The sequence below is a fragment of the Nocardioides sp. B-3 genome (genome assembly GCF_024703895.1).
Classification (GTDB): domain Bacteria; phylum Actinomycetota; class Actinomycetes; order Propionibacteriales; family Nocardioidaceae; genus Nocardioides.
The window spans coordinates 1,948,562-1,975,122 of record NZ_CP087968.1 but is presented as its reverse complement, the minus strand read 5'-3'; the positions used below and the strand labels follow the sequence as shown (position 1 = coordinate 1,975,122).

At 70.9% G+C, this 26,561-nt stretch carries 34 protein-coding genes and 8 pseudogenes; 16 read left to right on the top strand and 26 right to left on the bottom strand.

From position 1 onward, the window contains the following. Positions 1-63 precede the first annotated feature (63 nt). From LP418_RS13010 to LP418_RS13000, 3 genes are all read left to right on the top strand, one after another. Positions 64-1,398 (top strand): alpha/beta hydrolase, encoded by a 1,335-nt coding sequence (locus LP418_RS13010; protein ID WP_336275985.1) that lies wholly within the window; start codon positions 64-66, stop codon positions 1,396-1,398. After that, positions 1,395-2,252, top strand: coding sequence for a glycosyltransferase (locus LP418_RS13005; protein ID WP_257956581.1), 858 nt, complete (start codon positions 1,395-1,397; stop codon positions 2,250-2,252). The genes LP418_RS13010 and LP418_RS13005 overlap by 4 nt, the downstream gene beginning before the upstream one ends. 174 nt (positions 2,253-2,426) lie before the next feature. Further along, positions 2,427-2,948, top strand: coding sequence for a hypothetical protein (locus LP418_RS13000; RefSeq protein WP_257956580.1), 522 nt, complete (start codon positions 2,427-2,429; stop codon positions 2,946-2,948). Between the two features lie 3 nt (positions 2,949-2,951). On the opposite strand, the gene LP418_RS12995 is transcribed toward LP418_RS13000, so the two are convergent. From LP418_RS12995 to LP418_RS12980, 4 genes are read right to left on the bottom strand one after another with little or no spacing between them, the layout of a single operon-like run. Continuing rightward, positions 2,952-4,010 (bottom strand): protein kinase, encoded by a 1,059-nt coding sequence (locus LP418_RS12995; RefSeq protein ID WP_257956579.1) that lies wholly within the window; start codon positions 4,008-4,010, stop codon positions 2,952-2,954. Further along, positions 4,007-4,138 carry a hypothetical protein gene (locus LP418_RS12990; protein ID WP_257956578.1) on the bottom strand — a complete coding sequence of 44 codons (132 nt, stop codon included), beginning with the start codon at positions 4,136-4,138 and terminating at the stop codon, positions 4,007-4,009. Before LP418_RS12990 ends, LP418_RS12995 begins: the two co-directional genes overlap by 4 nt. A 35-nt stretch (positions 4,139-4,173) precedes the next feature. Further along, the gene (locus LP418_RS12985; protein WP_257956577.1) at positions 4,174-5,157 is read right to left on the bottom strand and encodes a hypothetical protein; all 984 of its coding nucleotides are present in this window, start codon (positions 5,155-5,157) and stop codon (positions 4,174-4,176) included. Then, the gene (locus LP418_RS12980; protein WP_257956576.1) at positions 5,154-5,618 is read right to left on the bottom strand and encodes a hypothetical protein; all 465 of its coding nucleotides are present in this window, start codon (positions 5,616-5,618) and stop codon (positions 5,154-5,156) included. The genes LP418_RS12985 and LP418_RS12980 overlap by 4 nt, the downstream gene beginning before the upstream one ends. Before the next feature lie 80 nt (positions 5,619-5,698). Here LP418_RS12980 and LP418_RS12975 point away from each other — a divergent pair, with 80 nt between their 5' ends. Together LP418_RS12975 and LP418_RS12970 are read left to right on the top strand one after the other, a co-directional pair. Further along, a complete protein-coding gene (locus tag LP418_RS12975) occupies positions 5,699-5,896 on the top strand; it encodes a hypothetical protein (protein WP_257956575.1) in 198 nt (65 codons plus the stop codon). Beyond that, positions 5,817-6,575: a hypothetical protein gene (locus LP418_RS12970; protein ID WP_257956574.1), complete on the top strand. Its 759-nt coding sequence runs from the start codon at positions 5,817-5,819 to the stop codon at positions 6,573-6,575. The genes LP418_RS12975 and LP418_RS12970 overlap by 80 nt, the downstream gene beginning before the upstream one ends. A 55-nt stretch (positions 6,576-6,630) precedes the next feature. Here LP418_RS12970 and LP418_RS33335 read toward each other — a convergent pair. From LP418_RS33335 to pdhA, 5 genes and pseudogenes are all read right to left on the bottom strand, one after another. Next, positions 6,631-7,273 (bottom strand): annotated as a pseudogene (locus tag LP418_RS33335) (2-oxo acid dehydrogenase subunit E2). A 139-nt stretch (positions 7,274-7,412) separates the two neighbouring features. Then, positions 7,413-7,676 (bottom strand): E3 binding domain-containing protein, encoded by a 264-nt coding sequence (locus LP418_RS33330; protein WP_442940182.1) that lies wholly within the window; start codon positions 7,674-7,676, stop codon positions 7,413-7,415. Then, positions 7,676-8,110, bottom strand: a complete 435-nt coding sequence (locus tag LP418_RS33325) for a biotin/lipoyl-containing protein (RefSeq protein WP_442940181.1) — start codon at positions 8,108-8,110, stop codon at positions 7,676-7,678. The genes LP418_RS33330 and LP418_RS33325 overlap by 1 nt, the downstream gene beginning before the upstream one ends. A 1-nt stretch (position 8,111) precedes the next feature. Further along, positions 8,112-9,099 (bottom strand): annotated as a pseudogene (locus LP418_RS12960) (alpha-ketoacid dehydrogenase subunit beta). Then, positions 9,096-10,268 (bottom strand): annotated as a pseudogene (gene pdhA / locus LP418_RS12955) (pyruvate dehydrogenase (acetyl-transferring) E1 component subunit alpha). The pseudogenes LP418_RS12960 and pdhA overlap by 4 nt, the downstream one beginning before the upstream one ends. A gap of 163 nt (positions 10,269-10,431) precedes the next feature. Between pdhA and LP418_RS12950 the strand changes: the two are divergent. The 3 genes from LP418_RS12950 (at position 10,432) to LP418_RS12940 (ending at position 12,836) form a co-directional block, all read left to right on the top strand. Continuing rightward, a complete protein-coding gene (locus tag LP418_RS12950; RefSeq protein ID WP_257956573.1) occupies positions 10,432-11,487 on the top strand; it encodes a hypothetical protein in 1,056 nt (351 codons plus the stop codon). An 87-nt stretch (positions 11,488-11,574) separates the two neighbouring features. Continuing rightward, positions 11,575-11,778, top strand: a complete 204-nt coding sequence (locus LP418_RS12945; RefSeq protein WP_257956572.1) for a hypothetical protein — start codon at positions 11,575-11,577, stop codon at positions 11,776-11,778. 200 nt (positions 11,779-11,978) lie between these two features. Beyond that, positions 11,979-12,836, top strand: a complete 858-nt coding sequence (locus tag LP418_RS12940; RefSeq protein ID WP_257956571.1) for a family 43 glycosylhydrolase — start codon at positions 11,979-11,981, stop codon at positions 12,834-12,836. A gap of 106 nt (positions 12,837-12,942) precedes the next feature. Here the strand turns inward: LP418_RS12940 and LP418_RS30890 are convergent, their stop codons facing one another. The 9 genes from LP418_RS30890 to LP418_RS12905 all read right to left on the bottom strand — a co-directional run bounded on the left by LP418_RS30890 (position 12,943) and on the right by LP418_RS12905 (position 18,425). Beyond that, on the bottom strand, positions 12,943-13,470 hold the full coding sequence (locus LP418_RS30890) for a glutathione S-transferase C-terminal domain-containing protein (protein ID WP_336275984.1): 528 nt from the start codon (positions 13,468-13,470) through the stop codon (positions 12,943-12,945). Then, complete coding sequence (locus tag LP418_RS30885; RefSeq protein ID WP_336275983.1) at positions 13,467-13,946, bottom strand: hypothetical protein; 480 nt, start codon at positions 13,944-13,946, stop codon at positions 13,467-13,469. The genes LP418_RS30890 and LP418_RS30885 overlap by 4 nt, the downstream gene beginning before the upstream one ends. Before the next feature lie 109 nt (positions 13,947-14,055). Beyond that, positions 14,056-15,168: a mechanosensitive ion channel gene (locus LP418_RS12930; protein WP_257956570.1), complete on the bottom strand. Its 1,113-nt coding sequence runs from the start codon at positions 15,166-15,168 to the stop codon at positions 14,056-14,058. Between the two features lie 240 nt (positions 15,169-15,408). Beyond that, positions 15,409-16,482, bottom strand: coding sequence for a histidinol-phosphate transaminase (gene hisC, locus LP418_RS12925; RefSeq protein WP_257956569.1), 1,074 nt, complete (start codon positions 16,480-16,482; stop codon positions 15,409-15,411). A 21-nt stretch (positions 16,483-16,503) separates the two neighbouring features. Beyond that, complete coding sequence (locus LP418_RS12920; RefSeq protein ID WP_257956568.1) at positions 16,504-16,638, bottom strand: hypothetical protein; 135 nt, start codon at positions 16,636-16,638, stop codon at positions 16,504-16,506. A gap of 9 nt (positions 16,639-16,647) precedes the next feature. Beyond that, positions 16,648-17,142, bottom strand: coding sequence for a VanZ family protein (locus LP418_RS12915; protein ID WP_257956567.1), 495 nt, complete (start codon positions 17,140-17,142; stop codon positions 16,648-16,650). Between the two features lie 140 nt (positions 17,143-17,282). Beyond that, positions 17,283-17,933 (bottom strand): PxKF domain-containing protein, encoded by a 651-nt coding sequence (locus LP418_RS12910; RefSeq protein WP_257957026.1) that lies wholly within the window; start codon positions 17,931-17,933, stop codon positions 17,283-17,285. After that, positions 17,867-18,064 (bottom strand): hypothetical protein, encoded by a 198-nt coding sequence (locus LP418_RS33320; RefSeq protein ID WP_442940262.1) that lies wholly within the window; start codon positions 18,062-18,064, stop codon positions 17,867-17,869. The genes LP418_RS12910 and LP418_RS33320 overlap by 67 nt, the downstream gene beginning before the upstream one ends. After that, positions 17,991-18,425, bottom strand: coding sequence for a hypothetical protein (locus tag LP418_RS12905; protein WP_257956566.1), 435 nt, complete (start codon positions 18,423-18,425; stop codon positions 17,991-17,993). The genes LP418_RS33320 and LP418_RS12905 overlap by 74 nt, the downstream gene beginning before the upstream one ends. A gap of 335 nt (positions 18,426-18,760) precedes the next feature. On the opposite strand from LP418_RS12905, the gene LP418_RS12900 reads away from it, so the two are divergent. The 8 genes and pseudogenes from LP418_RS12900 to LP418_RS12870 all read left to right on the top strand — a co-directional run bounded on the left by LP418_RS12900 (position 18,761) and on the right by LP418_RS12870 (position 22,944). Continuing rightward, the gene (locus tag LP418_RS12900) at positions 18,761-19,405 is read left to right on the top strand and encodes an arsenate reductase/protein-tyrosine-phosphatase family protein (RefSeq protein WP_257956565.1); all 645 of its coding nucleotides are present in this window, start codon (positions 18,761-18,763) and stop codon (positions 19,403-19,405) included. A gap of 16 nt (positions 19,406-19,421) precedes the next feature. Further along, positions 19,422-19,541 (top strand): arsenate reductase/protein-tyrosine-phosphatase family protein, encoded by a 120-nt coding sequence (locus tag LP418_RS33315; RefSeq protein WP_442940180.1) that lies wholly within the window; start codon positions 19,422-19,424, stop codon positions 19,539-19,541. Continuing rightward, entirely contained in the window at positions 19,538-19,897 is a 360-nt protein-coding gene (locus LP418_RS12895) for a hypothetical protein (RefSeq protein WP_257956564.1), read from the top strand. Before LP418_RS33315 ends, LP418_RS12895 begins: the two co-directional genes overlap by 4 nt. A 41-nt stretch (positions 19,898-19,938) precedes the next feature. Next, positions 19,939-20,571, top strand: coding sequence for a fructosamine kinase family protein (locus tag LP418_RS12890; protein ID WP_257956563.1), 633 nt, complete (start codon positions 19,939-19,941; stop codon positions 20,569-20,571). Between the two features lie 336 nt (positions 20,572-20,907). Then, positions 20,908-21,577, top strand: a pseudogene (locus LP418_RS12885) (response regulator transcription factor). Beyond that, positions 21,574-22,242 (top strand): hypothetical protein, encoded by a 669-nt coding sequence (locus LP418_RS12880; protein WP_257956562.1) that lies wholly within the window; start codon positions 21,574-21,576, stop codon positions 22,240-22,242. The pseudogene LP418_RS12885 and the gene LP418_RS12880 overlap by 4 nt, the downstream one beginning before the upstream one ends. Next, positions 22,158-22,547, top strand: coding sequence for a histidine kinase dimerization/phospho-acceptor domain-containing protein (locus tag LP418_RS12875; protein ID WP_336276073.1), 390 nt, complete (start codon positions 22,158-22,160; stop codon positions 22,545-22,547). The genes LP418_RS12880 and LP418_RS12875 overlap by 85 nt, the downstream gene beginning before the upstream one ends. After that, positions 22,540-22,944 (top strand): sensor histidine kinase, encoded by a 405-nt coding sequence (locus tag LP418_RS12870; RefSeq protein ID WP_257956561.1) that lies wholly within the window; start codon positions 22,540-22,542, stop codon positions 22,942-22,944. Before LP418_RS12875 ends, LP418_RS12870 begins: the two co-directional genes overlap by 8 nt. A gap of 134 nt (positions 22,945-23,078) precedes the next feature. On the opposite strand, the gene LP418_RS12865 is transcribed toward LP418_RS12870, so the two are convergent. The 8 genes and pseudogenes from LP418_RS12865 to LP418_RS33305 all read right to left on the bottom strand — a co-directional run. Further along, the gene (locus LP418_RS12865) at positions 23,079-23,363 is read right to left on the bottom strand and encodes a chorismate-binding protein (protein ID WP_257957024.1); all 285 of its coding nucleotides are present in this window, start codon (positions 23,361-23,363) and stop codon (positions 23,079-23,081) included. Positions 23,364-23,472: 109 nt separating this feature from the next. Beyond that, positions 23,473-23,579 (bottom strand): annotated as a pseudogene (locus LP418_RS12860) (chorismate-binding protein); the annotation flags it as partial. Beyond that, positions 23,576-23,911, bottom strand: coding sequence for a chorismate-binding protein (locus LP418_RS12855; RefSeq protein ID WP_257956560.1), 336 nt, complete (start codon positions 23,909-23,911; stop codon positions 23,576-23,578). The gene LP418_RS12855 and the pseudogene LP418_RS12860, both read right to left, overlap by 4 nt. Before the next feature lie 212 nt (positions 23,912-24,123). Then, positions 24,124-24,309 (bottom strand): hypothetical protein, encoded by a 186-nt coding sequence (locus LP418_RS12850; protein WP_257956559.1) that lies wholly within the window; start codon positions 24,307-24,309, stop codon positions 24,124-24,126. Then, positions 24,306-24,774: pseudogene (locus LP418_RS12845) on the bottom strand (anthranilate synthase component II). Before LP418_RS12845 ends, LP418_RS12850 begins: the two are co-directional and overlap by 4 nt. A 105-nt stretch (positions 24,775-24,879) precedes the next feature. After that, on the bottom strand, positions 24,880-25,269 hold the full coding sequence (locus LP418_RS12840; RefSeq protein ID WP_257956558.1) for a hypothetical protein: 390 nt from the start codon (positions 25,267-25,269) through the stop codon (positions 24,880-24,882). Positions 25,270-25,362: 93 nt separating this feature from the next. Then, positions 25,363-25,677: pseudogene (locus LP418_RS33310) on the bottom strand (sulfatase-like hydrolase/transferase); the annotation flags it as partial. Between the two features lie 439 nt (positions 25,678-26,116). Beyond that, positions 26,117-26,446, bottom strand: a pseudogene (locus LP418_RS33305) (sulfatase-like hydrolase/transferase); the annotation flags it as partial. Positions 26,447-26,561: the final 115 nt, after the last annotated feature.

Below are 26,561 nucleotides of genomic sequence, written 5' to 3'. Positions count from 1 at the left end.
GTCGCGGGTGGACACTGGAGGATCGAGGCAGGGAGGCCGGGATGGTGCTGGACCCCAAGGGGAGTGTGTCCCGACACCGTCCCCGGCCTCCCGATCGGTCCGGCACGGTCGAGCGCGTCGGCGTCGAGATCGCCTTCGACGTCTTCGAGGCAGACCGACCGACCATCCTCCTGCTGCCGACGTGGTCGATCGTCGACTCGCGCTGCTGGAAGTTGCAGGTGCCCTACCTCGCGCGGCACTTCCGCGTCGTCACCTTCGACGGGAGGGGGTCGGGTCGCTCCGGTCGTCCGGCCGGCGCGGCGGCGTACGCCGATCGCGAGTTCGCCCGCAGACACGCTGGCCGTCCTGGACGCAACCGAGACCCCGCGGGCGCTGCTCGTCGGGTTCTCCTGCGCCGCCGCGTGGTCGGTGCAGGTGGCGGCGGAGCACCCCGACCGGGTGAGCGGTCTCGTCGCGATCGCCGCCTCCTGCGGACTGTCCGTGCCGAGCCCGGCGAGGGAGAAGTTCGCGTTCGACGCGCGGCTCGACACCACTGAGGGCTGGGCGAAGTACAACGAGCACTACTGGCTCGATGGCGGATTCGAGGACTTCGTCCACTTCTTCTTCCGGCAGATGTTCCACGAGCCGCACTCGACCAAGCAGGTCGAGGACTTCACCACGTGGGCCTCGGACATCTCCGCCCAGACCCCGGCCGACACGACAGCCGGGCGGCTGGGACTGCGCGGCGCCGAGGCGACACCGCTCGAGCCGTTGTGCGAGCGGGTGCGGTGTCCGGTCGTCGTCATCCACGGCAGCGAGGACCGCATCCGACCGGCCCGGAGTCGGTCGTCGGCTCGCCGACCTGACGGGCGGCGAGCTCGTGCTCCTCGAGGGTGTCGGCCACGGGCCGCCGGCGCGCGAGCCGGTGCGCACCAACCACCTGATCAAGGCCTTCGCCGACAGGGTGCACCCGCCCTCGAGCGACCGCACCCTGGGTGCGAGCCGCACGCCGTCGCAAGCGCGCGCTCTACGTGTCCTCCCCCGATCGGCCTCGGGCACGCCCGCCGCGACCTCGCCATCGCCCGGGAGCTCCGCGCGAGACACCCTGACCTCCGGGTCGACTGGCTCGCGCAGGACCCGGTCACCCGCGTCCTCGCGAGCGCCGGCGAGACCGTGCATCCCGCGTCGCGATGGCTGGCCAGCGAGTCCGCCCACTTCGAGGACGAGTGCGGCGAGCACGACCTGCATGCCTTCCGGGCGATCCGGAGGATGGACGAGATCCCGGTCAACAACTTCATGCTCTTCACCGAGGTCGTCGCCGACACTCACTACGACACGGTGATCGGTGACGAGGCCCGGGACGTCGACCACTTCCTGCACGAGAACCCCGAGCTCAAGCGGTTCGGCTTCGCTGGATGACCGACTTCGTCGGGTGGCTGCCGATGCCGTCGGGCGGCGCCGACGAGGCGGCGCTGACCGCCGACTACAACGCCGAGATGATCGAGCAGCGCGCCCGCCACCACCGGCTGCGCGACCGCTCGATCTTCGTCGGCAACCCCGACGACGTCGTCGACGAGTCCTTCGGCCCCGACCTGCCCGGCATCCGCGAGTGGACCGGGGCCAACTTCGACTTCGCCGGCTACGTCTCCGGCTTCACGCCACCCTCCGAGGAGGAGTCGGCCCGGCTGCGCGCACAGCTCGGCTACCGCGAGGACGACCTCGTCTGCCTCGTCACCGTGGGCGGCTCCGGGGTGGGCGCCTCCCTGCTTCGTCGGGTGCTGGACGCCGTACCCCTCGCTCGACGGCTCGTCCCCGAGCTGAAGTTCCTCGTCGTGTGCGGCCCCCGGATCGATCCCGCGTCACTGCCGCGTCGACAGGGAGTGCGCATGCGCGGCTTCCTGCCCGACCTCCACCGGCATCTCGCCGCCTGCGACCTCGCCGTCGTCCGGGGCGGGCTCACCACCTGCATGGAGCTGACAGCCACCGGTCGCCCGTTCCTCTACGTGCCGCTGCAGAACCACTTCGAGCAGAACTTCCACGTGCGACACCGCCTCGAGCGGTACGGCGCCGGCCAGTGCGTCACCTACGAGGACGCCTCGGACCCGACTCTGCTGGCCGAGATGATCGCCAAGACCGTGCGCGCGGAGGTCCACTACCGGCCCGTCGAGACGGACGGTGCCGCCGCGCGGCGGACATGCTCGCCGAGCTGGTCTGACCCGTTCCGCCCGCGGCGAACACCCTTGCCGCGATCGCGAGCGCCCGGTGGAGTGTGAGCATGAAGCTCCTCGTCCTCGGCGGCACCAAGTTCCTCTCCCGAGCAGTCGCGACCCGGGCGGTCGAGCGCGGGTGGGACGTCACCTGCGCCTGCCGCGGCTCGTCCGGCCCACTGCCCGACGGGGGTCACGCACCTGCCGTGGGACCGGTCGCAGGACGCACCGGCCGAGATCGTGGGCGAGTGGGACGCGGTCGTCGACGTCTCGCGCACGCCGTCGCACGTGAGCCGCGCGGTGGCCGCGGTGCCCGACGCGCACTGGGTCTTCGTCTCGACGATCAATGTGTACGCCGACAACTCATCGCCCGCGATGGAGCCGCTCGTCGACGCGATCACCGACGACATCGACCTCGCCGACGACCCCGAGGCCTACGGCCCGATGAAGGTCGCCTGCGAGCAGACGGTGCTCGACGGGACCACGTCCTCGATGATCGTGCGGCCCGGCCTGATCGTGGGCCCGGACGATGCGTCCGGCCGCTTCTCCTACTGGCCCGAGAGGCTGGCCCGCGGCGGAGAGGTGCTGGCGCCGGGGTCGCCCGACGACGCGGTCCGGGTGATCGACGTACGCGATCTGGCGGCCCGGCTCCTGGACGCGGCGGGAAGCGCGGACCCGCGGCGTCTTCGACGGGGTCGGCGAGATCATGCCGATCCGCGCGGCTGCTCAACGAGGTGGCCGAGGGCGTGGGGGCGAAGGTGACCTTCACCCGGGTCGACTCGGAGTTCCTCGAGAAGCACGACGTCCAGCCCCCGGGCCGGCGAGGACGCGATCCCGCTGTGGCTGCCGCGGCCGGAGAACGACGGGATGATGTCGCACGACCCGCAACCGGCCATCGATGCCGGCCTCCGGCTCCGCCCCGTGGCCGACACCGCACGCGACACCGTCGGCGAGGCCGCGACCGGGCTGACCCCGGAGCGGGGAGCGCGAGGTCCCGGCGGCCCGGCACACCCGCTGAGGTCTCAGAAGGACATCATCAGCAACGTCGCGCCGACCACGAGGCCGACCGACATCAGCGCCAGCGCGAAGCAGAACGTCAGGACCTCGGTGCGCTCGCTGGGCCGCGATCGTGGGTACGGCGCCCGCAGCAGCGGTCCCGTCTCGCCGGGGAGCGACAGGGCGATCAGCAGGTCGTCGCGCAGCTCCAGCGCCGAGCCGTGGCGGCGAGCTGGGTCGCGGTGCATCCGCGCGGGCGAGCAGCTGGTTGAGGTGCCGGACCTGCGGCGAATGCCCCTGCAGCTGCGGCGGCGAGTCCTTGATGTAGGACTCCGCGACACGGAAGGGCGTGCCGTGGTGGACAGGCTGACCGGTCAGGGTCTCCCACAGCAGCGCACCCATCGAGTGGATGTCGGTGGCCACGCTCGGTTCGCTCCCGAGGTGCACCTCGGGAGCGGTGGCGGTCCAGCCCGTGCCGACATCGGCCAGCAGGCCGACCGACCGGCCCTCGCGCCACTGCAGCAGCACGTTGGCCGGCGTGAGCGCACCGTGCACCAGTCCGCGCGCGTGGGCGGCGGCCGGGCCGGTGGCCAGCTGGGCCATCAGGTCGAGCCCCGCCCGGACCGGGGCCGCACCCCGGCTGTCCAGCACCTGACCGAGCGAGCCCTCGGCCACCAGCTCGCTGGCGATGTAGAGGCGCCGGGTGTTGTCCTCGCCGTACAGGAACACCCGGGCGACGTGTGGCGAACGGACCGAGACGGCGCCACGCGCCGCGAGGGTGAGCCGACGTCGTGTGACCGGGTCGCGCGCGACGTCGGGTGAGATCACCTTGAGTGCGACGCGCTCCCCGACGAAGCCTGCACGGCGGAGAAGACGACCCCGTGCTCACCGCCGCCGAGACGTCCCTCGATCCGGTAGGGGCCGACCTTGTCGCCGACCATCGGATAGGGATGCACCGGGGCCTTCTACCCCGATCCGGCGATCCCAATCCTCAGGACTGCTGCTCCACGTCGTCGCCCTCGTCGACCTCGTCGACCGGCTCGTCCGCGACCGGAGCCTCGTCCGCAGCCGCCGCGACGGGCGCCGGCTCCTCGGCGAGCATCCCGGCCGCAGATCCCGACAGGGTGGTGAGCATCTGGCGGACGTTGACGAGCTGCTCGTTGATGCTGTCGCGGCGCTGGGTCGCGGCGGCCAGCTCGCGCTCCGAGTCGGAGCGGATCCGCTCGGCGTTGGCGCGGGCCTCGCGCACGATGGCCGTGGCCCGGCTCTGCGCATCGGCGAGCACGCGCCGCGACTCGGTGTCGGCGGCCTCGCGCTCCGCCTCGGCCGCGGTACGCATCTCCTCGACCCGGCTGGCCATGGTCTCGAGCTGGAGCTGGGTGGCGCCCTGCTGCTCACGGAACTCCGCGGCGGTGCGCTCGCGGCGCTGGGCCAGCGTGGTCTCGAAGTCCGCCGCCGCCCGGGCCGCGTTGGCACGCTGCTCCTCGTAGATGGCCTCGGCCTCCGGCGGCGCGCGGCGGCGTCGCGCTCGGCCGCGTCGCGGATCTCGTCGGCCTCGCGCCGGGCGTCGGTCAGGACGCGACCGCTCTCGGCGTCGGCGTCGCGGCGCCGCTGGTCGGCATACTGGTCGGCCTCGTCGTGGATTCCGATGGTCGACTGCTCGACCTGCTTGCGGAGGTTCTCGGCGTCGAGGTCGGCCTCGGGCGCGGACGGCCCCTGCCTCCACCTCGGCGAGCGTGAGCATCTGGGCGATCCGCTCACCGAGGTGCGCGAAGGTCGGCGGTGCCACGGGCTCCGCCTCACGGTTGGCGCCCTCGGCGGCGTGCTGTTCGAGCAGCTGCACGCGTTCGGCGTACGCCGCGGTGTTCTGCTCGGCGGCAGCGAGCCGTTCGGCGAGCTCGGCGAGCCGACGGTCGACCTGGGCGGGCTCGTAGCCGCGCAGCACCACTCGGAACTGCGGGTCGGACTGGGTCATGACTGATCCTGTTCATCGGGGGGAGTGAGGGCGGGGGATTCAGGTTCGGGGGCTTCATCGGTCGGGACGGCGAGCGCCTCGATGACGCCGGACAGCTGTGTGAGCTCGGCGGCGATGCCGTCGCGACGACTGCGCAGGGTGGTCATCTCGAGGCGCGCATCGGCCAGCAGAGCCTTGGCCTTCTGCCGCATGTCGTCGGCCTCGGCACGTGCCTCGGTGAGCATCCGCAGGGACTCCTCCTTGGCCCGGCGCAGCTCTTCGGAGGCGGCGTTCTGGCTGCGCACGACCTCTTCGGCCGCCCGGGTCCGCAGGCTCGCGGCACCGGCCTCGGCCTCGGCCCGGCGGCGTTCGGCACGTTCGGCGACGCGGGTGCCCTGCCACTCGGCCTCCTGCGTGACCTTCTCGGCGTGGGCCGCGGCGGAGGCGCGCAGGTCGGCCGCTTCGGCCTCGGCGGCCTGCACGACGTCGGCCGCGGCATCACTGATCTCGACGGCCTTGCGATCAGCCTCGGCGACTGGACGCGCATCCGCTCGGTGATGCGGTGCAGGACTTCACGGGTCCGGCGCCGCTGCTCGGCGACGTGCTCTCCGGCCTCGCGGTGCCCGGCGCTCTTCATCGACTGGCGCTCCTGCTCGCCGGTGGCGAGGAGGGATTCGACCGTGGCCTTGGCCCAGGCGGTCTGCTCGGCCGCGGCCCCGAGCTCTCGGTCGGCCTCGGTCCCGGCATCGGCGAGCAGTGACGCGGCCAGCTCCACGGAGCGGGCGTGCTCGGTCGCGGCCTCGTCGCGCAGCGCCGCAGCCTCCTTCTCGGCGTCGTCGCGCAGCCGACCGGCCTCGCTGATCGCCGCCTCGAGCAGCGCCCCGGCCTCGGCGCGCCGCCGTCAGGACCCGGTCGGCCTCCGTGCTCGACGCGCGCGTCAGCTCCTCGGCAGCCTGCTGCGCGCGGGCCCGGTGCTCGGCGGCCCGGCGCTGCGAACCCTCGAGCAGGGCGGCCGCTTCCGTCTCGGCCGAGTCCCGCAGCCTCGCCGCCTCCCCCTGCACCTGCTCGACGAGACCCGACACCTCGAGATGCCGCGTCTCCGCATGCTGGTGTGCCTCCTCGAGCAACCGGTCGCGTTGGGCCTGTGCGGTGCGCAGCAGCACGGTGGCCTGCTCGCCCGCGTCGGCCACGATCGTGCCGGCTTCCTCCGAGGCCTCCCGGAGCACCTGCTCGGCGCGCAGCCTCACCTGATCGGCGTCGAGGCGCACCTGCTCCGCCTCGGCGCGCACCCGCAGGGCGTCCTCGCGGTCGCGTGCAGCGTCGGCGACGAGCTCGCGCACGTGCGCGGTCGCGCGCGCGGCCTCCTCCTCGGACTCGCGACGAAGCTGCTCGGCGACGACTTGTGCCCGGAGGAGGACCGCTGCGGGGGGTGGAGGTGACTCCGCGGTCATGGCGCCCATCCTCGCAGAGCCCGGCCCCTCGGTCGATGCCGCCTCAGAACAGCAATGCCGTGCCCGGGTCCTCGAGGATCCCGGCCACGTCGGCGAGGAAGCGCGACCCCTTCTCACCGTCGATGTGGCGGTGATCGAACGACAGCGCCAGCGTCGTGATGTCCGCGCGACGATGTCGTCGCCCACCACCCACGGCTGCTTGCGGATCGCGCCGAAGCACAGGATCGCCGCCTCGCCGGGGTTGATGATCGGCGTACCGGCATCGACACCGAAGACACCCACGTTGGTGATCGTGAAGGTCCCCCGGCCATCTCGGCCGGCTGCGTCTTGCCGTCGCGAGCGGTCGCGGTCAGCCCGGCCAGCGCACCCGCGAGGTCGACCATCGAGAGCTGGTCGGCGTCCTTGATGTTCGGCACGACCAACCCGCGCGGGGTGGCCGCGGCGATGCCGAGGTTGACGTAGTTCTTGTAGACGACCTCCTGCGCTGCGTCGTCCCAGAACGAGTTGATCTCCGGCGTCCGCTTCATCGCCAGCATCACCGCGCGGGACAGCACCAGCAGCGGCGAGACCTTGGCGTCCTTGAGCTCGCGACGCTTCTTCAGCCGCGCGACGAGTTCCATGGTGGCCGTCACGTCGACGGTGATCCACTCGGTGACGTGCGGGGCCGTGAACGCGCTCCCCACCATCGCGGTCGCCATCATCTTGCGCACGCCCTTGACCGGCTCGCGCGTCTCCCCGGCACCGGAGGTCGAGGGGGCCGCGAAACCGGAGGTTGAGGAGGGCGCGCTGGCGCCCGTCACGAAACCGGAGGTGGCACCCTCCACGTCAGCCCGCGTGATCACCCCCGTTGGCACCGGTCCCCATCAGCGTCGTGATGTCGATCCCGAGGTCCTTCGCGAGCTTGCGCACGGGCGGCTTCGCCGGGGCGCGTACGGCGTTGGGCGACTGTGCAGCGGCCGGCACCAACGCCTCGGCCGGAGCGGGGGCGGGACCCGTCGAAGCGGACGTCGCGGGCACGGCCGGCTCGTCGACGGGTGCGACCTCGTCGGACCGGGCACCGCCCGGGGCGAACGAGCCCCGGACCTGCATCAGCGTCTGCGCACCGGCAGCGGAGGCCGGCGACGCGGAGCCACGACGGGCCCGGCGCTGCGGTCCGCGCTCGGCCTTGTTACGACCGACCAGCGACTCACCCTCGCCGCCACCGGACGCGGCGGGGTTGGAGAGGTCCATCTCGGACAGGTCGGCCTCGGGGGCCGGCGCGGCAGGAGTCGCAGGAGCAGCGGCCTCGGACGGGTCTCCGACCGAGATGATCGGCGTACCGACTGGACCATCTCGCCCTCGTCGACCATCAACGCGAGGATCGTGCCGGCATAGGGCGACGGCAGCTCGACGAGCGACTTGGCGGTCTCGATCTCGACGATGATGTCGTTGATCTCGATGACGTCGCCGACCTTGACCTTCCACGAGACGATCTCGGCCTCGGTGAGGCCTTCGCCGACGTCGGGCAGCTTGAACTCGGCCATGTCAGAACTCCAGCGAGCGGTCGACGGCGTCGAGGACGCGGTCGAGGTCGGGCAACCACTCCTCCTCGATGCGCGAGGGCGGGTAGGGGGTGTCGAAGCCGCCGACGCGCAGCACCGGGGCCTCGAGGGAGTAGAAGCACTCCTCGGTGATCCGGGCCGAGAGCTCGGAGCCCATGCCGAGGTTGACGTGCGCCTCGTGGGTGACGACGACGCGTCCGGTGCGGCGGACGGACTCGTAGACGGGCTTCATGTCCAGCGGGGAGAGCGTGCGCAGGTCGATGACCTCGAGCGACTTGCCCTCGTTGGCGGCCGCCTCTGCGGCCTTGAGCGCGGTCTTCACCGTCGGGCCGTAGGCCGGGACGGTCACGTCGGAGCCGGCGCGGACGGTGCGACTCGTGAACAGCGGGTCGGGGGTCGCCGACTCGTCGAGCTCGAGCTTGTCGGCGTGGTACTGCCGCTTCGGCTCGAGGAAGATCACCGGGTCGTCGCAGGCGATGGCCTGCTGGATCATCCAGTAGCCGTCGACAGGGTTGGAGCACGCGACGACCTTGAGGCCGGGCGTGTGCGCGGAACTGCGCCTCCGGCGACTCACTGTGGTGCTCGACCGCGCCGATGCCGCCGCCGAAGGGGATCCGGATGACCATCGGCATCTTCGACTTGCCCTGCGAGCGGAAGGTCATCTTCGCGACCCGGCACACGATCTGGTCGTAGGCGGGGTAGACGAACCCGTCGAACTGGATCTCGACGACGGGCCGGTAGCCGCGCAGCGCCATGCCCACCGCCGTACCGACGATGCCGGACTCGGCCAGCGGCGAGTCGATGACGCGGTCCTCGCCGAAGTCCTTCTGGAGGCCGTCGGTGATGCGGAAGACGCCGCCGAGCTTGCCGACGTCCTCACCCATGATCAGGACCTTGGGGTCGTCCTCCATGGCCTTGCGCAGGCCCATGTTGAGGCCCTTGGCGAGCGTGATCTTCTGCAGGTTGCTCATGCGTGCTCTCCCTCGAACGAGGCGAGGTAGGCGGCGTAGCCGCCGTCGCTGGGCGGCGAGCTCGTCGGTCATCTCGGTGTAGACGTGGTCGAAGACGCTCATCGGCGCCGGGTCCGGCAGCGCCTTGCAGCCCTCGCGCAGGTGGTGGCCGAGCTCCTTGGCCTCGTCGTCGAGGGCGTCGATGAACTCCCCGGTCGATCAGGCCGTTGCGGCGCAGGTAGACCTCGAGGCGCTTGATCGGGTCCTTGAGCTTCCAGTGCTCGACGTCGTCGGAGAGCCGGTAGCGCGTCGGGTCGTCGGTGGTCGTGTGCGCACCCATGCGGTAGGTGTAGGCCTCGACCAGCGTGGGGCCCTGCCCGTCGCGCGCACGCTGCAGCGCGGCCTTCGTGACGGCGTACGTCGCCAGCACGTCGTTGCCGTCGACGCGGACGCCCGGGAAGCCGAACCCGAGGGCGCGCTGGTAGAGCGGGATGCGGGACTGGCGCTCGATCGGCTCCGAGATGGCCCACTGGTTGTTCTGGCAGAAGAAGACGACCGGCGCGTTGTAGGACGCGGCGAAGATGAAGCCCTCGTTGACGTCGCCCTGCGAGGACGCGCCGTCACCGAAGTGGGCGATGACGGCCGAGTCGCGGTCCGGGTCGCCGGTGCCGACGGCGCCGTCGCGCTGGATGCCCATGGCGTAGCCGACGCCGTGCAGCACCTGCGCGCCGATGACGATCGTGTAGAGACCGAAGTTCTTCTCGGCCGGGTCCCGGGCGCCCCGGTCGACGCCGCGGAAGAGGCCGAGCAGGTCGAGCGGGTCGATGCCGCGGCAGTAGGCGACGCCGTGCTCGCGGTAGGTCGGGAAGACGTAGTCCTGCGGGCGCAACGCGCGACCGGCGCCGATCTGCGCGGCCTCCCCGGCCGAGCAGCTGGGCCCAGATGCCGAGCTCGCCGTGACGCTGGAGCGCGGTGGCCTCGGTGTCGATGCGCCGGGTCAGCACCATGTCGCGGTAGAACCCGCGCAGCTCCTCGGCGGAGAAGTCGTGGTCGAACTCGGGGTGGTGGACGCGCTCACCCTCGGGCGTCAGGAGCTGCACGAGCTCGGGGCCGCCGTCCTGCTGCGAAGGCCCGAAGACCTCCACGAGATCCGGGCCGAAGCCTCCGGTGGTCACTGCGGGGTCGCTCATGGCACTCCATTCGCTAGCGGCTGCTCGGGGTCACCGGGCACGCCGACGGCTGTCTCTTGGCCATGCTGCCGTAGGCGTGTGTGACCCCGACCACATGGTGCAGCCAAAGTTATCCGGCCCACCACCCCGGGCGCGAATCGGACCGGGTCGTATCTTGTCGGCCGTGCTCCTCCGACCCGCTCTCACCGGCCTCCTCGCAACGGTCCCGGCCATCGCGCTCGCGGCGTTCGCCGTACCCGCTCAGGCGGAGCCGACGCCTCGACCGGTGCTCGCGGGAAACTTCGCCGACCCGGCCGTGGCCGTGCACGGCGACGGCTTCGTCCGGGTTCTCGACCGGCAGCCCGGTGCCGCGGTCGTACGCCGACGGGCCGGCCGATGCCCGGCGCGCGGGCGCCTCCGCGCTGGTCCGCCTGCCGTCCCGGGTCGCACGACGACGGCGACATCTGGGCCTCGGACATCGCGCGGGTCGGGAAGTGGTGGGTGCTCTACTTCGCGGCCCCGGTCCGCGGGCTGGGCGAGTACGGCCGCTGCATCGGCGTCGCCCGCTCCCGCTCGGCCACGTCCGGCTTCAAGCCGGTCGGCGGCAGTCCCCCGGTCTGCCCGCCATATGCCGGGACACCAGCCGTCGACGTGCCGCCCGCCGAGGACCCTGGTGCCGATCGCCGTGGCGGGCCTGCCCCGGGCCGGGGTGATCGACCCGTCGCTGGTGATCGCCGGTGGGCGACCGCACCTGCTCTACAAGACCGACCGCATCCCGTCCTCGATCCGGCTGCTGCCGCTGTCGAGGAGCGGACTGCACGCGGCCGGCACCAGCGTCGAGCTGTTCCGCCACGACGGCGTGCTGGAGAACCCGGTGCTGATCGAGCGACCCGCGGGCTGGGTGATGCTGCTGTCGCAGGGCGACTTCACCCGGTGCTCCTACCGGACGGTCTGGCGCCGCTCGACGTCGATCCTCAACTGGGTCGGGGCGACCACGGGCGTGCTCCTCGACCAGTCCTCGCGGCTGTGCGGCCCGGGCGGCGCCGACGTCACGCCGATGCCGCACTCGCGCAGGCTGCGGATCTTCTTCCATGCATGGACCTGCCACGGTCGTACGGCGCCGTGCGGGCCGGAGATTCACCGCGACAAGCTGCGGCACCGGGCCCGCGCCGTACGACCGATGTATGCCGCCGACCTCGACTGGGTCGACGGCGTCCCGGTCATCGCCGGCTTCCTCTAGGCCTGTCGGTTTGCACTGACCCCCGGCGTCGGGGTATCAAGGTGGTGCCTTGAAGGGGGTTCCCGGCATGCCACGTCACCTGATCCGATGGGCCGGCGCACTGACCGCGCTGGCCACCCTGCCCGCCCTGCTCGCGCTCGCGCCGGGCTCGTCCACGGCCAGCACTGCCGACGAGCGGAAGGCCGCGGCGGCTCCACGTCCACTCATCTGGGACCGCGACTTCGGCGACCCGAGCGTCGTCTTCGACGGCACGAAGTGGTTCGGCGCCGCGACCGGGTTCCGCGCCCGTAGCTCGGCGTCCGACTACGACTGGGGCCACTGGAACGCGACCGGCGACCTCCTCAACGGCAGGCCGGCGTGGGCCAAGTTCGCCGGCGTGTGGGGCCCCGACCTCGAGCAGAGCCCGACGGGCTGGCTCGCCTACTACACGATGCCCTCGCGCGGTCTCCCCCACGAGCAGGACCGCTGCATCGGCGTCGCCACCTCCCCCGATGCTGGGCGTCACCTTCACCCCGGTCAGCAACCGGCCGCTCGTGTGCCCCGACTACTCCACGACCCAGCCCGCGTTCGACCCGGTCGCCGGCCGCGTCGGCCTGCCGCGGCGGGGAGTCATCGACCCGTCGTCGTTCATCGCCGACGACGGCCGCCGGTTCCTGCTCTACCGCACGCAGGGCAAGCCATCGACGATCCGGATGATCCGCCTCAACGCCGCCGGGACCGGGACCTTCGGCCGCAGCCGCGAGCTGATCCGCGACGTCGGCGTGCTCGAGAACCCGATCATGGTCAAGCACGGAGGGTGGTACTACCTGATCACCTCGCGCGGCGACTACGGCGACTGCCGCTACCGCACGATCTGGCGCCGTTCGAAGTTCCGGCACCAGAGCTGGCAGGGCACCCGGGGGCACGCGCTGGTCAACCGGCAGAACTCCGGTGTCTGCGGCCCCGGCGGTGCCGACTACGTCGAGGCGACCGCCGCCCACGCCAACCGGCTCTTCTTCCACGGCTGGGTCTGCAAGGGCACCAACCTGCCGTGCTACCAGAGCTACCGGGGCGCGCAGGACTACGAGGACGTCGGGAAGCGCGCGCTGTACGCCGCCCGGTTGCTGTGGACCAAGGACGGACCCGTCCTCTCGGCGTTCGTGCAGGGCCCGGAGCCGGTCCCTCCTACGCCCACCCCGACGCCCACGCCAACGCCCACGCCCACGCCGACCGAGACCCCGACCGTCACCCCCACGACCCCGCCGCCGACGTCCCCGACCAGCCCGCCGACGTCCCCCACGGTGACCCCGACGACGACGTCACCCACGTCCCCTCCGACCACGTCCCCGACGGACAGCCCATCTCCCTGAGGGCACGCTTCGTCGGTCGTCCGACCCTCGCGCGCTCCCGCCGACCGGGCGCAAAGTCCCGCGTTCCCCCGCCGACCGGGCACAAAGTCCCGCACTTTGTGACCGGTCAGTCGTCTGCGGGCGCACTTTGTGACCGGTCAGCGGTTGTGGGGGTCAGCCAGCCTGACTCGTCCGGGCCCTTCGGCACGATCTGCGTCGGGTTGATGTCGGTGTGCACGCGGTAGTAGTGCGCCTTGATCTGCTCGAAGTCGATCGTCTCGCCGAACCCGGGCGTCTGGAACAGGTCGCGCGCATAGGCCCACAGCACGGGCATCTCGCTCAGCTTGTTGCGGTTGCACTTGAAGTGCCCGTGGTAGACGGCGTCGAAGCGCGCCAGCGTGGTGAACAGCCGAACGTCGGCCTCGGTGATGGCGTCGCCCATGAGGTAGCGGCGGTCGGCCAGCCGCTCCTCGAGCCAGTCCGGGGCGGTGAAGAGACGGTCGTACGCCGAGTCGTAGGCCTCCTGCGAACCCGCGAACCCGCAGCGGTAGACGCCGTTGTTGACCTCGGTGAAGACCCGCTTCATCACGGCCTCCATCTCCTCGTGGAGCTCGACCGGCCACAGGTCTGGCGCGTCCGGGCAGGTGGTGCTCACGCCACTCGAAGAAGAGGTCGTGGGTGATCCACGGGAAGTCGTTGGTCACGACCTTGACGGTCGACACCTCGACGATCGCCGGCACCGTGATGCCGCGCGGATAGTCGGGCACGCGGTTGAAGTAGGCCTCCTGCAACCGCTCGATGCCGAGCACCGGGTCGACGCCGCCGGGGTCGCGGTCGAAGGTCCAGCTCCGCGCGTCGTGGGTCGGTCCGGGCGTACCGAGCGAGATGACGTCCTCGAGGCCGAGCAGGCGCCGCACGATGATCGCCCGGTTGGCCCACGGACAGGCGGGCGCCGCGACCAGTCGGTAGCGCCCGGGCTCGACCGGCCAGACGGGGGCGTCCGGGTCGGCGCCTGCACGAGCCCTCGAGCGGATCCGCCGGGGTCGAGCCAGCGCGGACGCGATCGGGGATGTAGGTCATGTCCCGCTCGAACGGCTTGCCCTTCTCGCTGTACGTCGCACTGTCGGCCATGGCTACATCATGCCGCTTTCAACCAGAACCGCACGCACCACTCATGTAACCGGCGTCTACCCGGACTGGCCGGCCGCTGCAACGGCCGGGCAGTCGAGGTAAACGCCGGTTACATGGGGGTCAGATGTGCTGACCGGTCCCTTCGTCCGTGGGTCGGGTCGACGCGCTTGACGACGAGTCCGCGAGGCGCGCCAGCTGGCGGGCCGCAGCGTCGCGACCACCCGAGGCCGAACGCCGGGGCCGCGGGCTGCGGCACCGCCGACGACCAGCGCACCGAACGCGAGCTCGATGATCGAGTCCGCGATCCCCATGTAGGACAGGCCCATCGCGACGAACAGCACGAGCGTCGCGTAGCGCACGACGGTGCTCCCCGTGCCCGTGACGAGCTTGGCGAGCAGGTTGGCGATGAAGAACCCGGCGGCGATGATCGCCCCGCCGAACAGCACCCGGCCGCCGAGCTCGAGCACCTCGCTGAGGAACTCGGTGATCTGCGGGAAGGCCAGCACTGGGCCGCCATCACGGCGAAGAACAGCACGATCGCGACCCGGGCGACCTTGGCGATGACCGGGGTCGCGCTCTTGCCCTCGGGCAGCACCTCCATGGCCGTCAGGGCCCGATCCGTGCCGAAGCCGTCGAGCACCTGCTCGAGGATGTCGCCCGCGAACCGGGCGATCATCACGCCGATGCCGAGGATCAGCGCCGCCGCGATCACGAGCGGGATCGTGTCGAAGATGGTGGTCAGCATCTGCTCGGCCGGGTCCGAGATGGACTTGATGCCCGGGATCTGCAGCGCCGCGATGGCCACCACGATCATGATCAGTGCGTAGACGACGGTCGCCGGGGTCTTGGGAAGCGCGGACAGTCCCGAGGACGTCGAGCCGTCGGCGTACGCCGTCGTGGTGGTGCCGGTCGTGGTGGTGCCGGTGCCCGTCTGCTTGTCCACCGTCGACCTCGCCGAGCTGAACCACCGCTCGAACGGCACGGCGCCGAGCGCGGTCTCGATCAGCTGCCGGACCACCTTGGCCACCAGCGCACCGATGAAGAACACGAACAGCGCGCCGATCAGGTTGGGCAGGAACTCCATGACGCGCGTCAGCAGGGTCTGGATCGGCTCCAGCACCCGGTCGAGCGCGAAGACCCGGAGGATGGCGACCGGGCCGAACAGCCACACCAGCAAGGACGCGGCGGTGCCCAGCGAGCTGCCCCGGGGACTCCCCGTCACCCCCAGCCCGCTGCAGCGCCGGCACACGGCTGGTGAGCTTGGTGAACGCCCATCTCACGACACGGGCGACGATCCGGGTGATCAGCAGGATCACCAGTGCGGTGCCCGCCTTCTGGGCGATGTCCGCCCAGTCGATGTCGTTCCAGAATCCAACTGAAGTGTCCATCTGGGTAACCTCCGAGTAGTTCCCCCGCCCCTTTCACTCTTCCGCAAACTTGCTCGGTTGTTAACCCCTGACCTTCATAGCACGAAGGTCTGCGCCAGCGAGATCAACCGGTTGTTGGCCTCGGTCTCGCCGATGGAGACCCGTGCTCCCTCGCCGGCGAACGGGCGCACGACGATGCCGAGCTCGTCGGCAGCAGCGGCAAACGCGGCCGTCCGCTCGCCCGAGTCGAACCACACGAAGTTGCCCTGTGCGTCGGGGATCTCCCACCCTGCTTCGCGTACGGCGCCGACGACCCGGTCCCGTTCGGCCACCAGTGCATCGACGCGCTCGAAGAGCGCATCTGAAGCAGCCAGCGACGCGATCGCGGCAGCCTGCGCCACCGACGAGACGCCGAAGGGCAGCGACACGGCACGGAGCGCCGCAGCCAGCGGAGCCGGCCCAACGGCGTAGCCGACCCGGAAGCCGGCCAGCCCGTAGGCCTTGGAGAAGGTGCGGGTCAGCACCACGTTGGAGTGGGCGCGGTAGGTCGCGAGCCCGTCGATCGCGTCGTCCATCCGGACGAACTCGAGGTAGGCCTCGTCGACCACCACGAGGACCCGCGACGGAACGCGCGCCACGAACGCGTCGAGCTCGGACTGGGTGACCGCCGGTCCGGTCGGGTTGTTGGGAGTGCACACGATCACGACCCGGGTGCGGTCGGTGATCGCGGCGGCCATCGAGTCGAGGTCGTGGCGGCCGTCGGCGAGCACCGGCACCCTGACCGACACGGCGGCGGCCGCGGTGGCGGCGATCGGGTAGGCCTCGAAGGAGCGCCACGCGTAGACGACCTCGTCGCCGGGCTCGCAGAAGGCGTTGAAGAGCTGGTAGATCAGTGCGACCGACCCCGTCGCGGCCGCCGTGTCGTCGACCGGCACGTCGAGGGTGTCCGACAGTGCGGCGTACAACGCGCTGTTGCCCATGTCGGGGTAGCGGTTCATCGCCGCGGCCGCGCTCATCGCGGCGTCGAGGACGCCCGGCAGCGGCGGGTAGGGGTTCTCGTTGGAGGAGAGCTTGAAGGTCGTGAGGCCGGGTCGCGGCGTCGGCGGCTTGCCGGGAACGTAGGTCGGGATCTCCGACACGTTGCGGCGGGCCTGGGGTGTCTGCGGCATGCCGCTCACCCTAGGACGTGGCTACTTCTTGCGCTGGTTGAGGCGGCGCTCGATGCGTGCCTCGGGCTGCCCCGGGACCTTGGCGATGAGGGCGACCCGGTTGCGGTAGGCGAGATAGCCACCGACGACGAGCACCAGCAGGATGATCAGTTCCATGTCGCGACACTACGCCGACGCCAAGGGCGGAAGAGCAGCGCGAGCAGCACCCCGACCGCGCCCCCCGATGATCGCGCCCGCGAGATTGTCGACCATGTCGGTGATGTCGCAGGCTCGGCCGATCCGCGAGGCGGCGAGCTGCAGCGTCTCGATGCCGATCGAATAGACCCCGAGCGCCGCGATGCCCAGCGGCGCGAGCGCCTGTGCCCGGCGCCAGCGGGCCACGGCGAGGACCCACAGCGCGCCGGCCGGCACGAAGACCGCGATGTTCAGCAGCCGCTGACTTCCGGGCAGGATCCAGAACCCGTCGGGCGCCGGTCCGCCGTAGTCCGGGGAGCACTGCGTCTGCGCCCGGTCGACGGGCACGACGCCGATCCCCCAGCGCGCCGGGATCAGCGTGAGGATGGCGATGCAGACCACGGTCCAGCAGAAGCCGGCGATGGCGATCGCGGTCACCCGGCCGAGGCGTCGCGTCAGCAGGCGGGCCAGGGCCGGCGAACACAACGAGCGAACCCACGCAGCCCGAGAGCATCACCCCTGTCCCGCCGATCGTCACGGCCACGAGACTAGCGGCGCCCACCACCCCCGCCCGCAGCTCAGCCCCCCACCCCGCCGTCTGCGCAGTGAGGGGCCGAGCGTTGCTGCTACTTCTTGAAGGAGAAGAAGGCGGGCGGGCTCACCTCACCCGAGCCGTACTCGACGAAGGCCGCACGGCAGGTGTTCGCGTAGGACGCCGGGGTCTGCCAGTTGATCTGCCGGGTGCCGTCGTCCGGGTACTGCAGGCCCGAGCCGCCGGTGGCGTACTCCTCGACCGCGTCGACCGGGTCACCAGCGAGCGTGGAGCACGGCACGCCGTAGGACCGCACACTGCCGATCTCGGCCGGGTCGGAGACCGGGACACCCGCGGCGTCGGTGAGACGCCACTTCAGCGGGACCGTCTGGCCGGCCTTGGCCTTGTTGGTCATCCCGTCCATCTCCACGGGCGAGAAGAAGCCCTCGAAGTCGTACTCCACGACCCGGGCGCCCGGGACACATCCGGTCGCCGGGTCGGCGACCTTGCCGAAGCGCAGGTTGTCGACCATGACGGCGGAGTCCGGGATCGCGTCGCCCCGGTCGAAGATCGACAGGTAGAGCGTGTGTGCTCCGGGCGTGACCGGCGTGGCCGCCGTCAGCAGCGGAGTGGCACCGTCGTAGGTCGTGCCGGCCGCGTTGGCCGCATCGAAGGACGTCACCCCGGCCGCGTTGATCGAAATGGGGTTGTTGGCCGGGTCGAAAGCGAAATTGTCCGGCGCGATGATGGTGCTTCCGCTGGTCGTCCAGTGCTCGCGTCCATTTCGGCGATGAATGCGTCATTAAAGCTCGACCCGACATATTCGGGGAATTCTTCCGAAAGGAACCTGAAGTCCATTCCGACCATGCAGTTCACTCCCGCCGGGGCCGTGAAATCGATTTCCAGCACCGAGACGTCGCGGTCGGAGTCGCCGCGCAGGGGAGCACCGCCCTCGGTCGACTCCGGAGCTGCCGGCGGTGTTGGCGTCGTCGGCGAGCTCGGCCCCACCGGAGGTCAGCAGTGCGTAGCTGTCACCGTTGGTCGGGAAGCCGGCCAACGGCGTGGTGGAGACGGCATTGGCGCCGAGCGACGGCGCGATCAGCGTTCCGCCCGTCACCTGCGAGGCGTTCGTGAACAGGGCCCGGCCGAGCGCGTTGGCATCGATCGACGGCGTGATGACGGCCCGGGCGGCCAAGGGCGCGAGCAGCACAGCGGCGACCCCGGTGGTGGCGAGCATTCCAAGAGACTTGCGTCTAAACATGACAGATATTCCCCTCGAGATATAAAAAGCGACCTCAATGGGTCGCCCAGAAGAGCCACGTCGTCCGACACCGCTCATTGAAAACGCTAACCGCGTTCACTGCATTCGTCACGGAGGTCTAAGACCACTTGTCCCCACTGGGGTATATCTGCCGTGTGATGTATCAAGGAGCGCTTGTGCTGCTCGGGCGCCTAGGCTGTCGCGCATGGGATTCCTCCTCAAGCTTCTTGCGTACGCCGCCGGGCTGGCCGTCGCCGCCCGGTTCCTCGACGGCATCCGCTTCACCGGCCCGTCCCACGGTTCCGCCTGAAGTGCAGGAGAAGGTGCTGCCGCTGCTCGGCGTCGCCCTGATCCTGACGCTGATCAACACGTTCATCCGTCCGATCCTCAGCGCGATCTCGATCCCGATCACGATCCTGACGCTGGGCCTCTTCCAGCTGGTGATCAACGGCCTGATGCTGCTGTTGGCAGACCGGATCGCCGACGGCTTCGACATCGGCTTCCGCGTCACCAGCTTCCCGGGCGGCGGTGGTCGGCGCCGTGATCATCACCATCGTCGGCTGGGCCGTCGACGCGGTCACGGGCGAGTGACGTCCCTGCCGGCTCCGCACGAGCTGGGGCGGTACCGCGTCGCCTTCATCTGCTCGGGCAACATCTGCCGATCGCCCAGTGCCGACGTCGTGCTCCTGTCCATGCTGGCCGAGGCCGGGCTCTCCGATCGCGTCGAGGTCGTCTCCGGTGGCATGGGCGACTGGCACGTCGGCGACCCGATGGACTCGCGATCGGCGGCGGCGCTGGCCGCGCGGGGTTACGACCCGTCCCGGCACCGCGCGCAGCAGGTGCAGGACACCTGGTTCGGCCGCGACGACGTGCTGTTCGCGATGGACGAGAGTCACCGCAGCGACCTCGCCCGGCTCGGCGATCCGGCCCGGATCCGGCTGTTCGGCGACTTCTGATCCGGAAACCCCGGGTGTGGAAGTACCAGACCCCTACTACGGTGGCAGGGATGGCTTCGAGGAGGTGCTGGACATGATCGAGCGCACATGCCGTGCCCCGGTCCCCCACATCGAGCGAGCCCTCTCGCCCTCATGACCCGCCAGCCGCTGGTCGCCAAACGTGCCGAGGAGCTCCTCGACACGTCGGTGGTGTCGACCGCCCCGGTCGCCGGCGGGGACATCGCGACCGCTACCCGACTGCGCCTGTCCAACGGTCAGGTGGCGCTGATGAAGACCCTCGCGCACGCACCCGAGGGGTTCTTCGAGGCCGAGGCCGCGGGGCTGCGCTGGCTGGCTTCGGTCGAGGGTGGCGTGCCCGTGCCTTCCGTCCTCGCGGCCGACAGCGACTGCGTGATCCCGGGCCCGGGTCGAGCCGACTCCGAAGCACCAGCCCGACGCCGCGATCAGCTTCGGCACAGCGCTCGCGACCACTCACCGCGCCGGCGCTTCTGACGTACGGCGCCGCGCACGACGGCTTCATCGGTCGCCTCCCGATGCCCAACAAGGCCTGCGAGACCCGGCCCGAGTTCTATGCCGTACGCCGAGTGCTGCCCTATCTCAAGCTCGCTCGCGACCGCGGAGCGGTCACCGAGGGCGAGGCCGCCACGATCGAGTCGGTCATCGGCCGGCTCGCGTCACTGATCCCCGACGAGGCGCCCGCACGGCTGCACGGCGACCTGTGGAATGGCAACTGCATCTGGGGTGCCGACGGCGCCGTCCACGTCATCGACCCCGCGGCCTACGCCGGCCACCGCGAGGTCGACGTGGCGATGCTGCACCTCTTCGGCCTCCCGCACCTGCCGCGGGTGATGCAGGCCTACACCGAGGCCTTCCCCCGGCCGACGGCTGGGAGGACCGGCTCCCGCTGCACCAGCTCTTCCCGCTGCTGGCCCACGCCTGCATGTTCGGTGGCGGGTACGGCGCCCGCGCGGCCACCGTCGCCGCGCGCTTCGCCTGAGCGGCCTCGCACACCTCCGAGCGGCGCTTCGCAAGGCTGCGTCAACAACGACGCAGGCGCGCACGGAGACGATGCGGACGACGGGGCGGCCGGACGGGTCAGCCGAAGGTGCCTCGCAGCCCCTTGTCCCGGATCTCGAGGAGCACCTCGAGCTCGGCCGCCGTGCTGATGCTCACCACGCAGCAATCATCTCAGCGTCCCTGCCCGGTAGGCGTTGGCCGCCCGCATCGCAGCCTCCATCTCGAGCCTCTTCTCCTGGCACGGCCGACTCGCCCCATGAAGCTCCACTCGCTCGAGTGGAAATCCATTCACGGTCCAGCGGGCGGACAGCCTCGCCGCCTGAAGTTCCACTCGTGCGAGTGGAAGTCCATTGCGGGTCACCACGCCATCGAGAATGGACGCCGCAATCGCTGCACCGTGGATGCAGCCACTTCATCACTCGACTCTTCAGCCCACCCTCAGGCACTGCTGGCATCCTTGGCCCGTGCCCCAGACCCGTCCCCGTGTGCTCGTCGTCGACGACGACAAGGCCGTGCGCGAATCGCTGCGCCGTTCGCTCGAGTTCAACGGCTACGACGTGTCGCTGGCGGCCGACGGCGCGGAGGCGCTCGCCACCCCGGGGACGACTCACCCCGACGTGGTCGTGATGGACGTGATGATGCCCCGGCTCGACGGCATCAGAGACGACCCGCGCTGCGAGCGACCGGCAACGACGTACCCGTCCTCGTCCTCACCGCCCGTGACGCCGTCGGCGACCGGGTGGAGGGGCCTGACGCGGGAGCCGACGACTACCTCACCAAGCCCTTCGCGCTCCCAGAGCTGCTGGCACGGCTGCGTGCCCTCCTCCGCCGGGTGGTGCCGACCGAGGACGACGAGTCGCTGGGGTTCGCCGACCTGACGATGGACATCGGCTCCGCGACGTACGCCGCCGCGGGGAGCGCGCGATCGAGCTCACCCGCACCGAGTTCACGCTGCTCGAGATGTTCCTGCGACGACCACGGCGCGTGCTCGAGCGGTCGTTCATCCTCGAGGAGGTGTGGGGCTACGACTTCCCGACCAGCGCCAACTCCCTCGAGGTCTACGTCGGCTACCTCCGCCGCAAGACCGAGGCCGAGGGCGAGCCGCGGCTGATCCACACGGTGCGCGGCGTCGGCTACGTGCTGAAGGAAGCATGATCGAGCGGACCGGTCGCTGGCACTACCGGCGATCGCTCGCGTCGCGCGTCGCGCTGCTGACGACGATGGCGGTCGGCGCCTCGATCGCACTGATGGCGCTGGGCGCCTTCATGGTGATGCGGATGCAGCTGCAGTCCTCGCTCGACGAGTCCCTGCTCAACCGGGCCCGGCTGGCCGCCGAGTCGACGGCCCTGTCCCGAAGCCACCGCGCAGGACGTGCCGGCCCGGATGCTCGGTGCCGCCGACGTCCGCGTCATCTTCATCACCGCCGAGCGCGGCGTGCGCTCGGCCGACAACCTGCCGAACTTCCAGCTCGGCAAGCCGGAGCTGGCGGTGGCCGCCGGGCAGTCGCCGTCCGCGATCCGAACGGTGGTCGACAAGGGCGGCGCGCGCTACCGCGTCGCCACGGTGCCCGCCGGCAGCGGCCGGGCGCTCGTGCTCGCGCAGGCACTGGAGTCGCAGGACCGCACGTTGCGCAAGCTCGGGACCGTGATGCTCGTCAGCGGCGCGCTCGGCGTGCTCGCGGGCCGCGCTCGCGGGCTGGGCGGTCGCGACCAACGGTCTTCGGCCCGTACGGCGACTGGCGCTGTCCGTCGAGCGCAACGCCGCCACGGAGAACCTCACCCCTCTGCCCGTCGAGGGAGACGACGAGATCGCCCGCCTGACCAAGGCTTTCAACCAGATGCTCGGCGCTCTCTCCGCGTCGCGCGACCGCCAACGCCGCCTCGTCGCCGACGCGAGCCACGAGCTCCGGACTCCGCTCACCTCGCTGCGCACCAACCTCGACCTGCTCGCCCGGGCGGACGGTTCCACCGGTGACCTGCCGGAGGAGTCGCGACGCGAGCTGCTCGACGACGTGCGCGGCCAGATCGAGGAGCTCACCACCCTCGTCGGCGACCTCGTCATGCTCGCCCGCGAGGAACAGCCCGAGGCGGCCGTCGCCACCCCTCGACCTCGCCGAGGTGGCTGATCGCGCGGTGACGCGTGTACGCCGCCGCGCTCCGGGAGTCGACTTCGACGTACGCCTCGATTCGTGGCCGGCGCAGGGCGACGCCACCGGCCTCGAGCGCGCGATCACCAACCTGCTCGACAACGCCGCGAAGTGGAGCCCGCCCGGCGGGACGATCACCGTGCGGCTCGAGTCGGGGGTGCTGACCGTCGACGACGAGGGCCCGGGGATCAGCGCTGCCGATCTTCCGCACGTGTTCGAGCGGTTCTGGCGCTCCGACGAGTCGCGCTCCATGCCGGGCTCGGGGCTCGGGCTGGCGATCGTCAAGCAGGTCGTCGACCAGCACGGCGGCCGGGTCGTGGTCGGCGCGTCTCCGGCCGGCGGGACGCGCCTGTCGGTCTCGATCCCGGGCGTCTAGCGAGTCGGCGCAAACCACCCGCCGAGTCGGCGCAGATTACATGCCGAGTCGGCGCAACTTGCGCCGACTCGGGGTGCAACTTGTGCCGACTCGGGGTGCAACTTGTGCCGACTCGGGGTGCAACTTGTGCCGACTCACCTTTCGAAGACTGACAGCAGCTTCGCGGCCTTCCAGCGCGACTCGGCCCACTCGTCGTCGAGGTCGGAGCGGACCGTGATGCCGCCGCCGGTGCCGAGCGTCCAGCGGCCGTCGCCGGCGGTCATCAGCGAGCGGATCACCACGCCGAGGTCGGCCGGGCCGTCGCCGCTGATCCACCCGAAGGCACCCGCGTAGACGCCGCGGGGCGTCTCCTCGACCTGCTCGATGATCTCCATCGTGCGCAGCTTGGGAGCACCCGTCATCGAGCCCGCGGGGAACAGTGCGCGGAGCGCCCTGGAGCGTCGAGACGTCGTCGCGCAGCTTGCCTCTGACCGTCGAGACGAGCTGGTGCACCGACTCGTAGCTCTCGACCTGCATCAGCGCCGGCACCTCGACCGACCCGACCTCGCACACCATCGCCGGTCGTTGCGGAGCAGGTCGACGATCATCAGGTTCTCGGCGCGGGTCTTGGGATCCTGCGCGAGGCGCTTGCTCAGAGCCTCGTCCTCCTCGTCGGTCCCGCCGCGCGCGGCGTCGTGCCCTTGATCGGCTTGGTCTGCAGCGTCCGGTCGGGGGTGATCAGGGCATAGCGCTCGGGGCTGGAGGACAGCAGCCGGGCCCGGTGCCCCTCGACGTCGTGCTGGAGGAACCCCGCGTAGGGCGCGGGGTTGAGGTCGCGCAGCCGGAGGTAGGCATCGGCCGGGTGCTCGGTCGATTCCGTGGCCAGCCGGTAGGTGAGGTTGACCTCGTAGGAGTTCCCGGCGCGCAGCTGCTCCCGGACGTCGGTGAACGCCTCGGCGTACCCACTGGGGACCTCGAGTTTCGACACGCTCGCTGCGCTCGCTGCTCAACCAGCGGCCCGGAGGGTGCTCGAAGATCCGCACGTTCCGCGCCCGCATCCACACGGCGTCGGGCAGGGCGGGGCCGGGGCGGGCGGGCAGGTCGGGGCGGCAGGCGTAGCCGAAGTAGCCGAACCACTGTTCGCCGGGACTCATCATTGATTCGAGTACGGCGAACACGTCATCGCCCACGACACTCGACTCACCCCCCGCGTGACGAGTGACCTGCCGCGAGGCCGCGGAGTAGGTCAACGACACGTCGTCCTCGTCGAGCCAGCCGATCAGCGAGCGTTGCCCGGACCACTCGCGCGCCGCCGCCGCCGTCGAGCCAGAAGCAGCGCCGGTGCTCGGCCGCGACGGAACGGAAGAACTCGATGGGGGTGCTCATCGCAGGAAGTTCGCGATCAGCTCGAAGCCTTGTGCCGACAGGATCGACTCAGGGTGGAACTGCACGCCCTCCAGCGGCAGCGAGCGATGGCGCACTCCCATCACCACATCGTCCTGCGACGACCGGGCCGTCGCGAGCAGCGACGACGGCAGCGTCGTCGCAGCCAGCGAGTGGTAGCGCACGGCCTCGAAGTCCGGCGGCAGCCCCGCGAACACGCCCTGCCCGTCGTGGCGGATGATCGCGACGTCGCCGTGGGCCGGTTCCGACGCGGGAGACCACTCCGCCGTACGCCGTCACGAGCCCCTGCATCCCGAGGCAGACGCCCAGCACGGGCACCGTGCCGGCGAGCAGCACCTCCGTCCCGACCGCGAAGTCGGACGGTGACAAGGGGTGACCGGGCCCGGGCGACAGGATCACGTGCGAGTGGGCGAGCACCTCGGCCGCCGACACCGCGTCGTGCTGCACGACCGTCGGCAGCACCCCGGTCACGCTCGCGACGAGATGCACGAGGTTCCAGTGTAGGAGTCGTGGTGGTCGACCACGATGACGTCCGGCGGCACAGGCCGAACGCTAGTGGGTCGTCAAGATGTGATGAGTCGGCAGTTGCCGGGCACGGGCGCGTTGGCGGTCGGGCCCGAGCAGAAGTCGAAGTCGGCGATCTTCTGCATCATCAGCTTCACCTCGGCCGCGTAGCGGCTTGGCGAAGGAGTTGGTCTTCTCCCAGATGCGGTTCTTGTAGGGATAGAACTCGTAGCCGTAGTCGTGCCGCTGCGGCGCGTTGTCGAAGTCGTAGCGGATCAGCAGACCGGTGCGACTGCGTACGGCGACGTACGACGGGATCCGATCGAGCTCGTCACCGTTCAGCGCGGAGTCGGGATCGGCCTTCGTCAGCGCCCGGGCGGTGTGCTCGAAGAAGACGTAGTTGCGACGGACCAGCGCCGGGTCGGCGAACGTCGGCACCAGCGAGGCACCGAAGCGGTAGGGCTGCGGGGCGACGCCGGCGATCTCCTCGAAGGTCGGCGCGAGGTCGATGTTGGAGGTGAGCTCGGCCCGCGTGCCCTTCACGACGCCCGGCCCGACGACGAGCAGCGGCACGTGCACGTCGGTGTCGTAGGCGGTGCCCTTGCCGCGACCGAGGCCGTTCTGGCCGAGGTGGAAGCCGTTGTCGGAGGTGAACACGACATAGGTGTTGTCGTCCACGGTGCGCAGGATCTTGCGGACGGTGCGGTCGATCGACTGCGCCATCATCGCGCGGTTGCGCAGGTCGTTGACGCTGACGGCCGCGCGGGAAAGGGTTGGCCCTCGTGTTCCAGTGCTTGGTCTTCTTGCCCTTGGCGTTGAGCGGGTGGTTGTCCGGGCGGTTGTCACCGAAGCCGGGCAGGCGTCGGGTCGTCAGGTCGGTGCACGCCACGCGGCCGCAGTTGCCGGGCTTCCCGTCGTGCGGACGGTCGCGGAACATCGGCGGGAAGACGGGGTCGCCCGGGTAGTAGGGCTGCGGCTGGGTGCGGTTGTGCGGCGCGTAGGCCGCCACCTCGAGGAAGTACGGCGCCGTGGCGCCCCGGTGACGCTTGATGAAGCTCATCGCGTAGCGCTCGATGACGCTGCCCGCGTAGGCCCGGTCGCGGACCGCCATCGGCGCGGAGAACGGCGGCGCGTCGTGCTGCCCGGCCTGCAGGCGACCGTTGGCGAGGTAGCTCGAGCCGAAGTCCCAGCCGTCGTAGCCGGATCCGAAGACGACGTTGAGCTCCGACCAGCCCGGGGGCGCCGGCGGCAGCGCACGGCCGGGGACCCACTCGTACTCGTTGAGGTACTTCCCGACGAAGCCGGTGGTGTAGCCGGCCGACTGCAGCGCGACGTTGAACGCCCGCTCGGGATTGCCGTGGGTCTCGAAGGCGGGCCAGCCACCGAGCGGCATCCCGCTCGCGGTGCCGGAGGTGTTGGTGCGTACGCCCGTCTGGTGCGGGAACTGCCCGGTGAACAGGCTCGAGCGCGACACGCAGCACAGCGAGTCGACGACGAAGGCGTGGGAGTAGTCGGCACCGCGACGGCGCATCGCGCGCACGGACCGCATGGTCTGCACGAGGTCCATCGAGAAGTCGTCGACCGGGACCAGCACGATGTTGGGCCGGGTCGCCATCTGCCGGGCGGCCTTCGGCTCCGCGTTCACGGCCGCGACCCGGAGTCGGGTCTCGGGCTGGTCGGCCCGGCCCCGGGGGCCGCCCGGGGTCGTGGTCTCGGTGGCCACCCCGCCA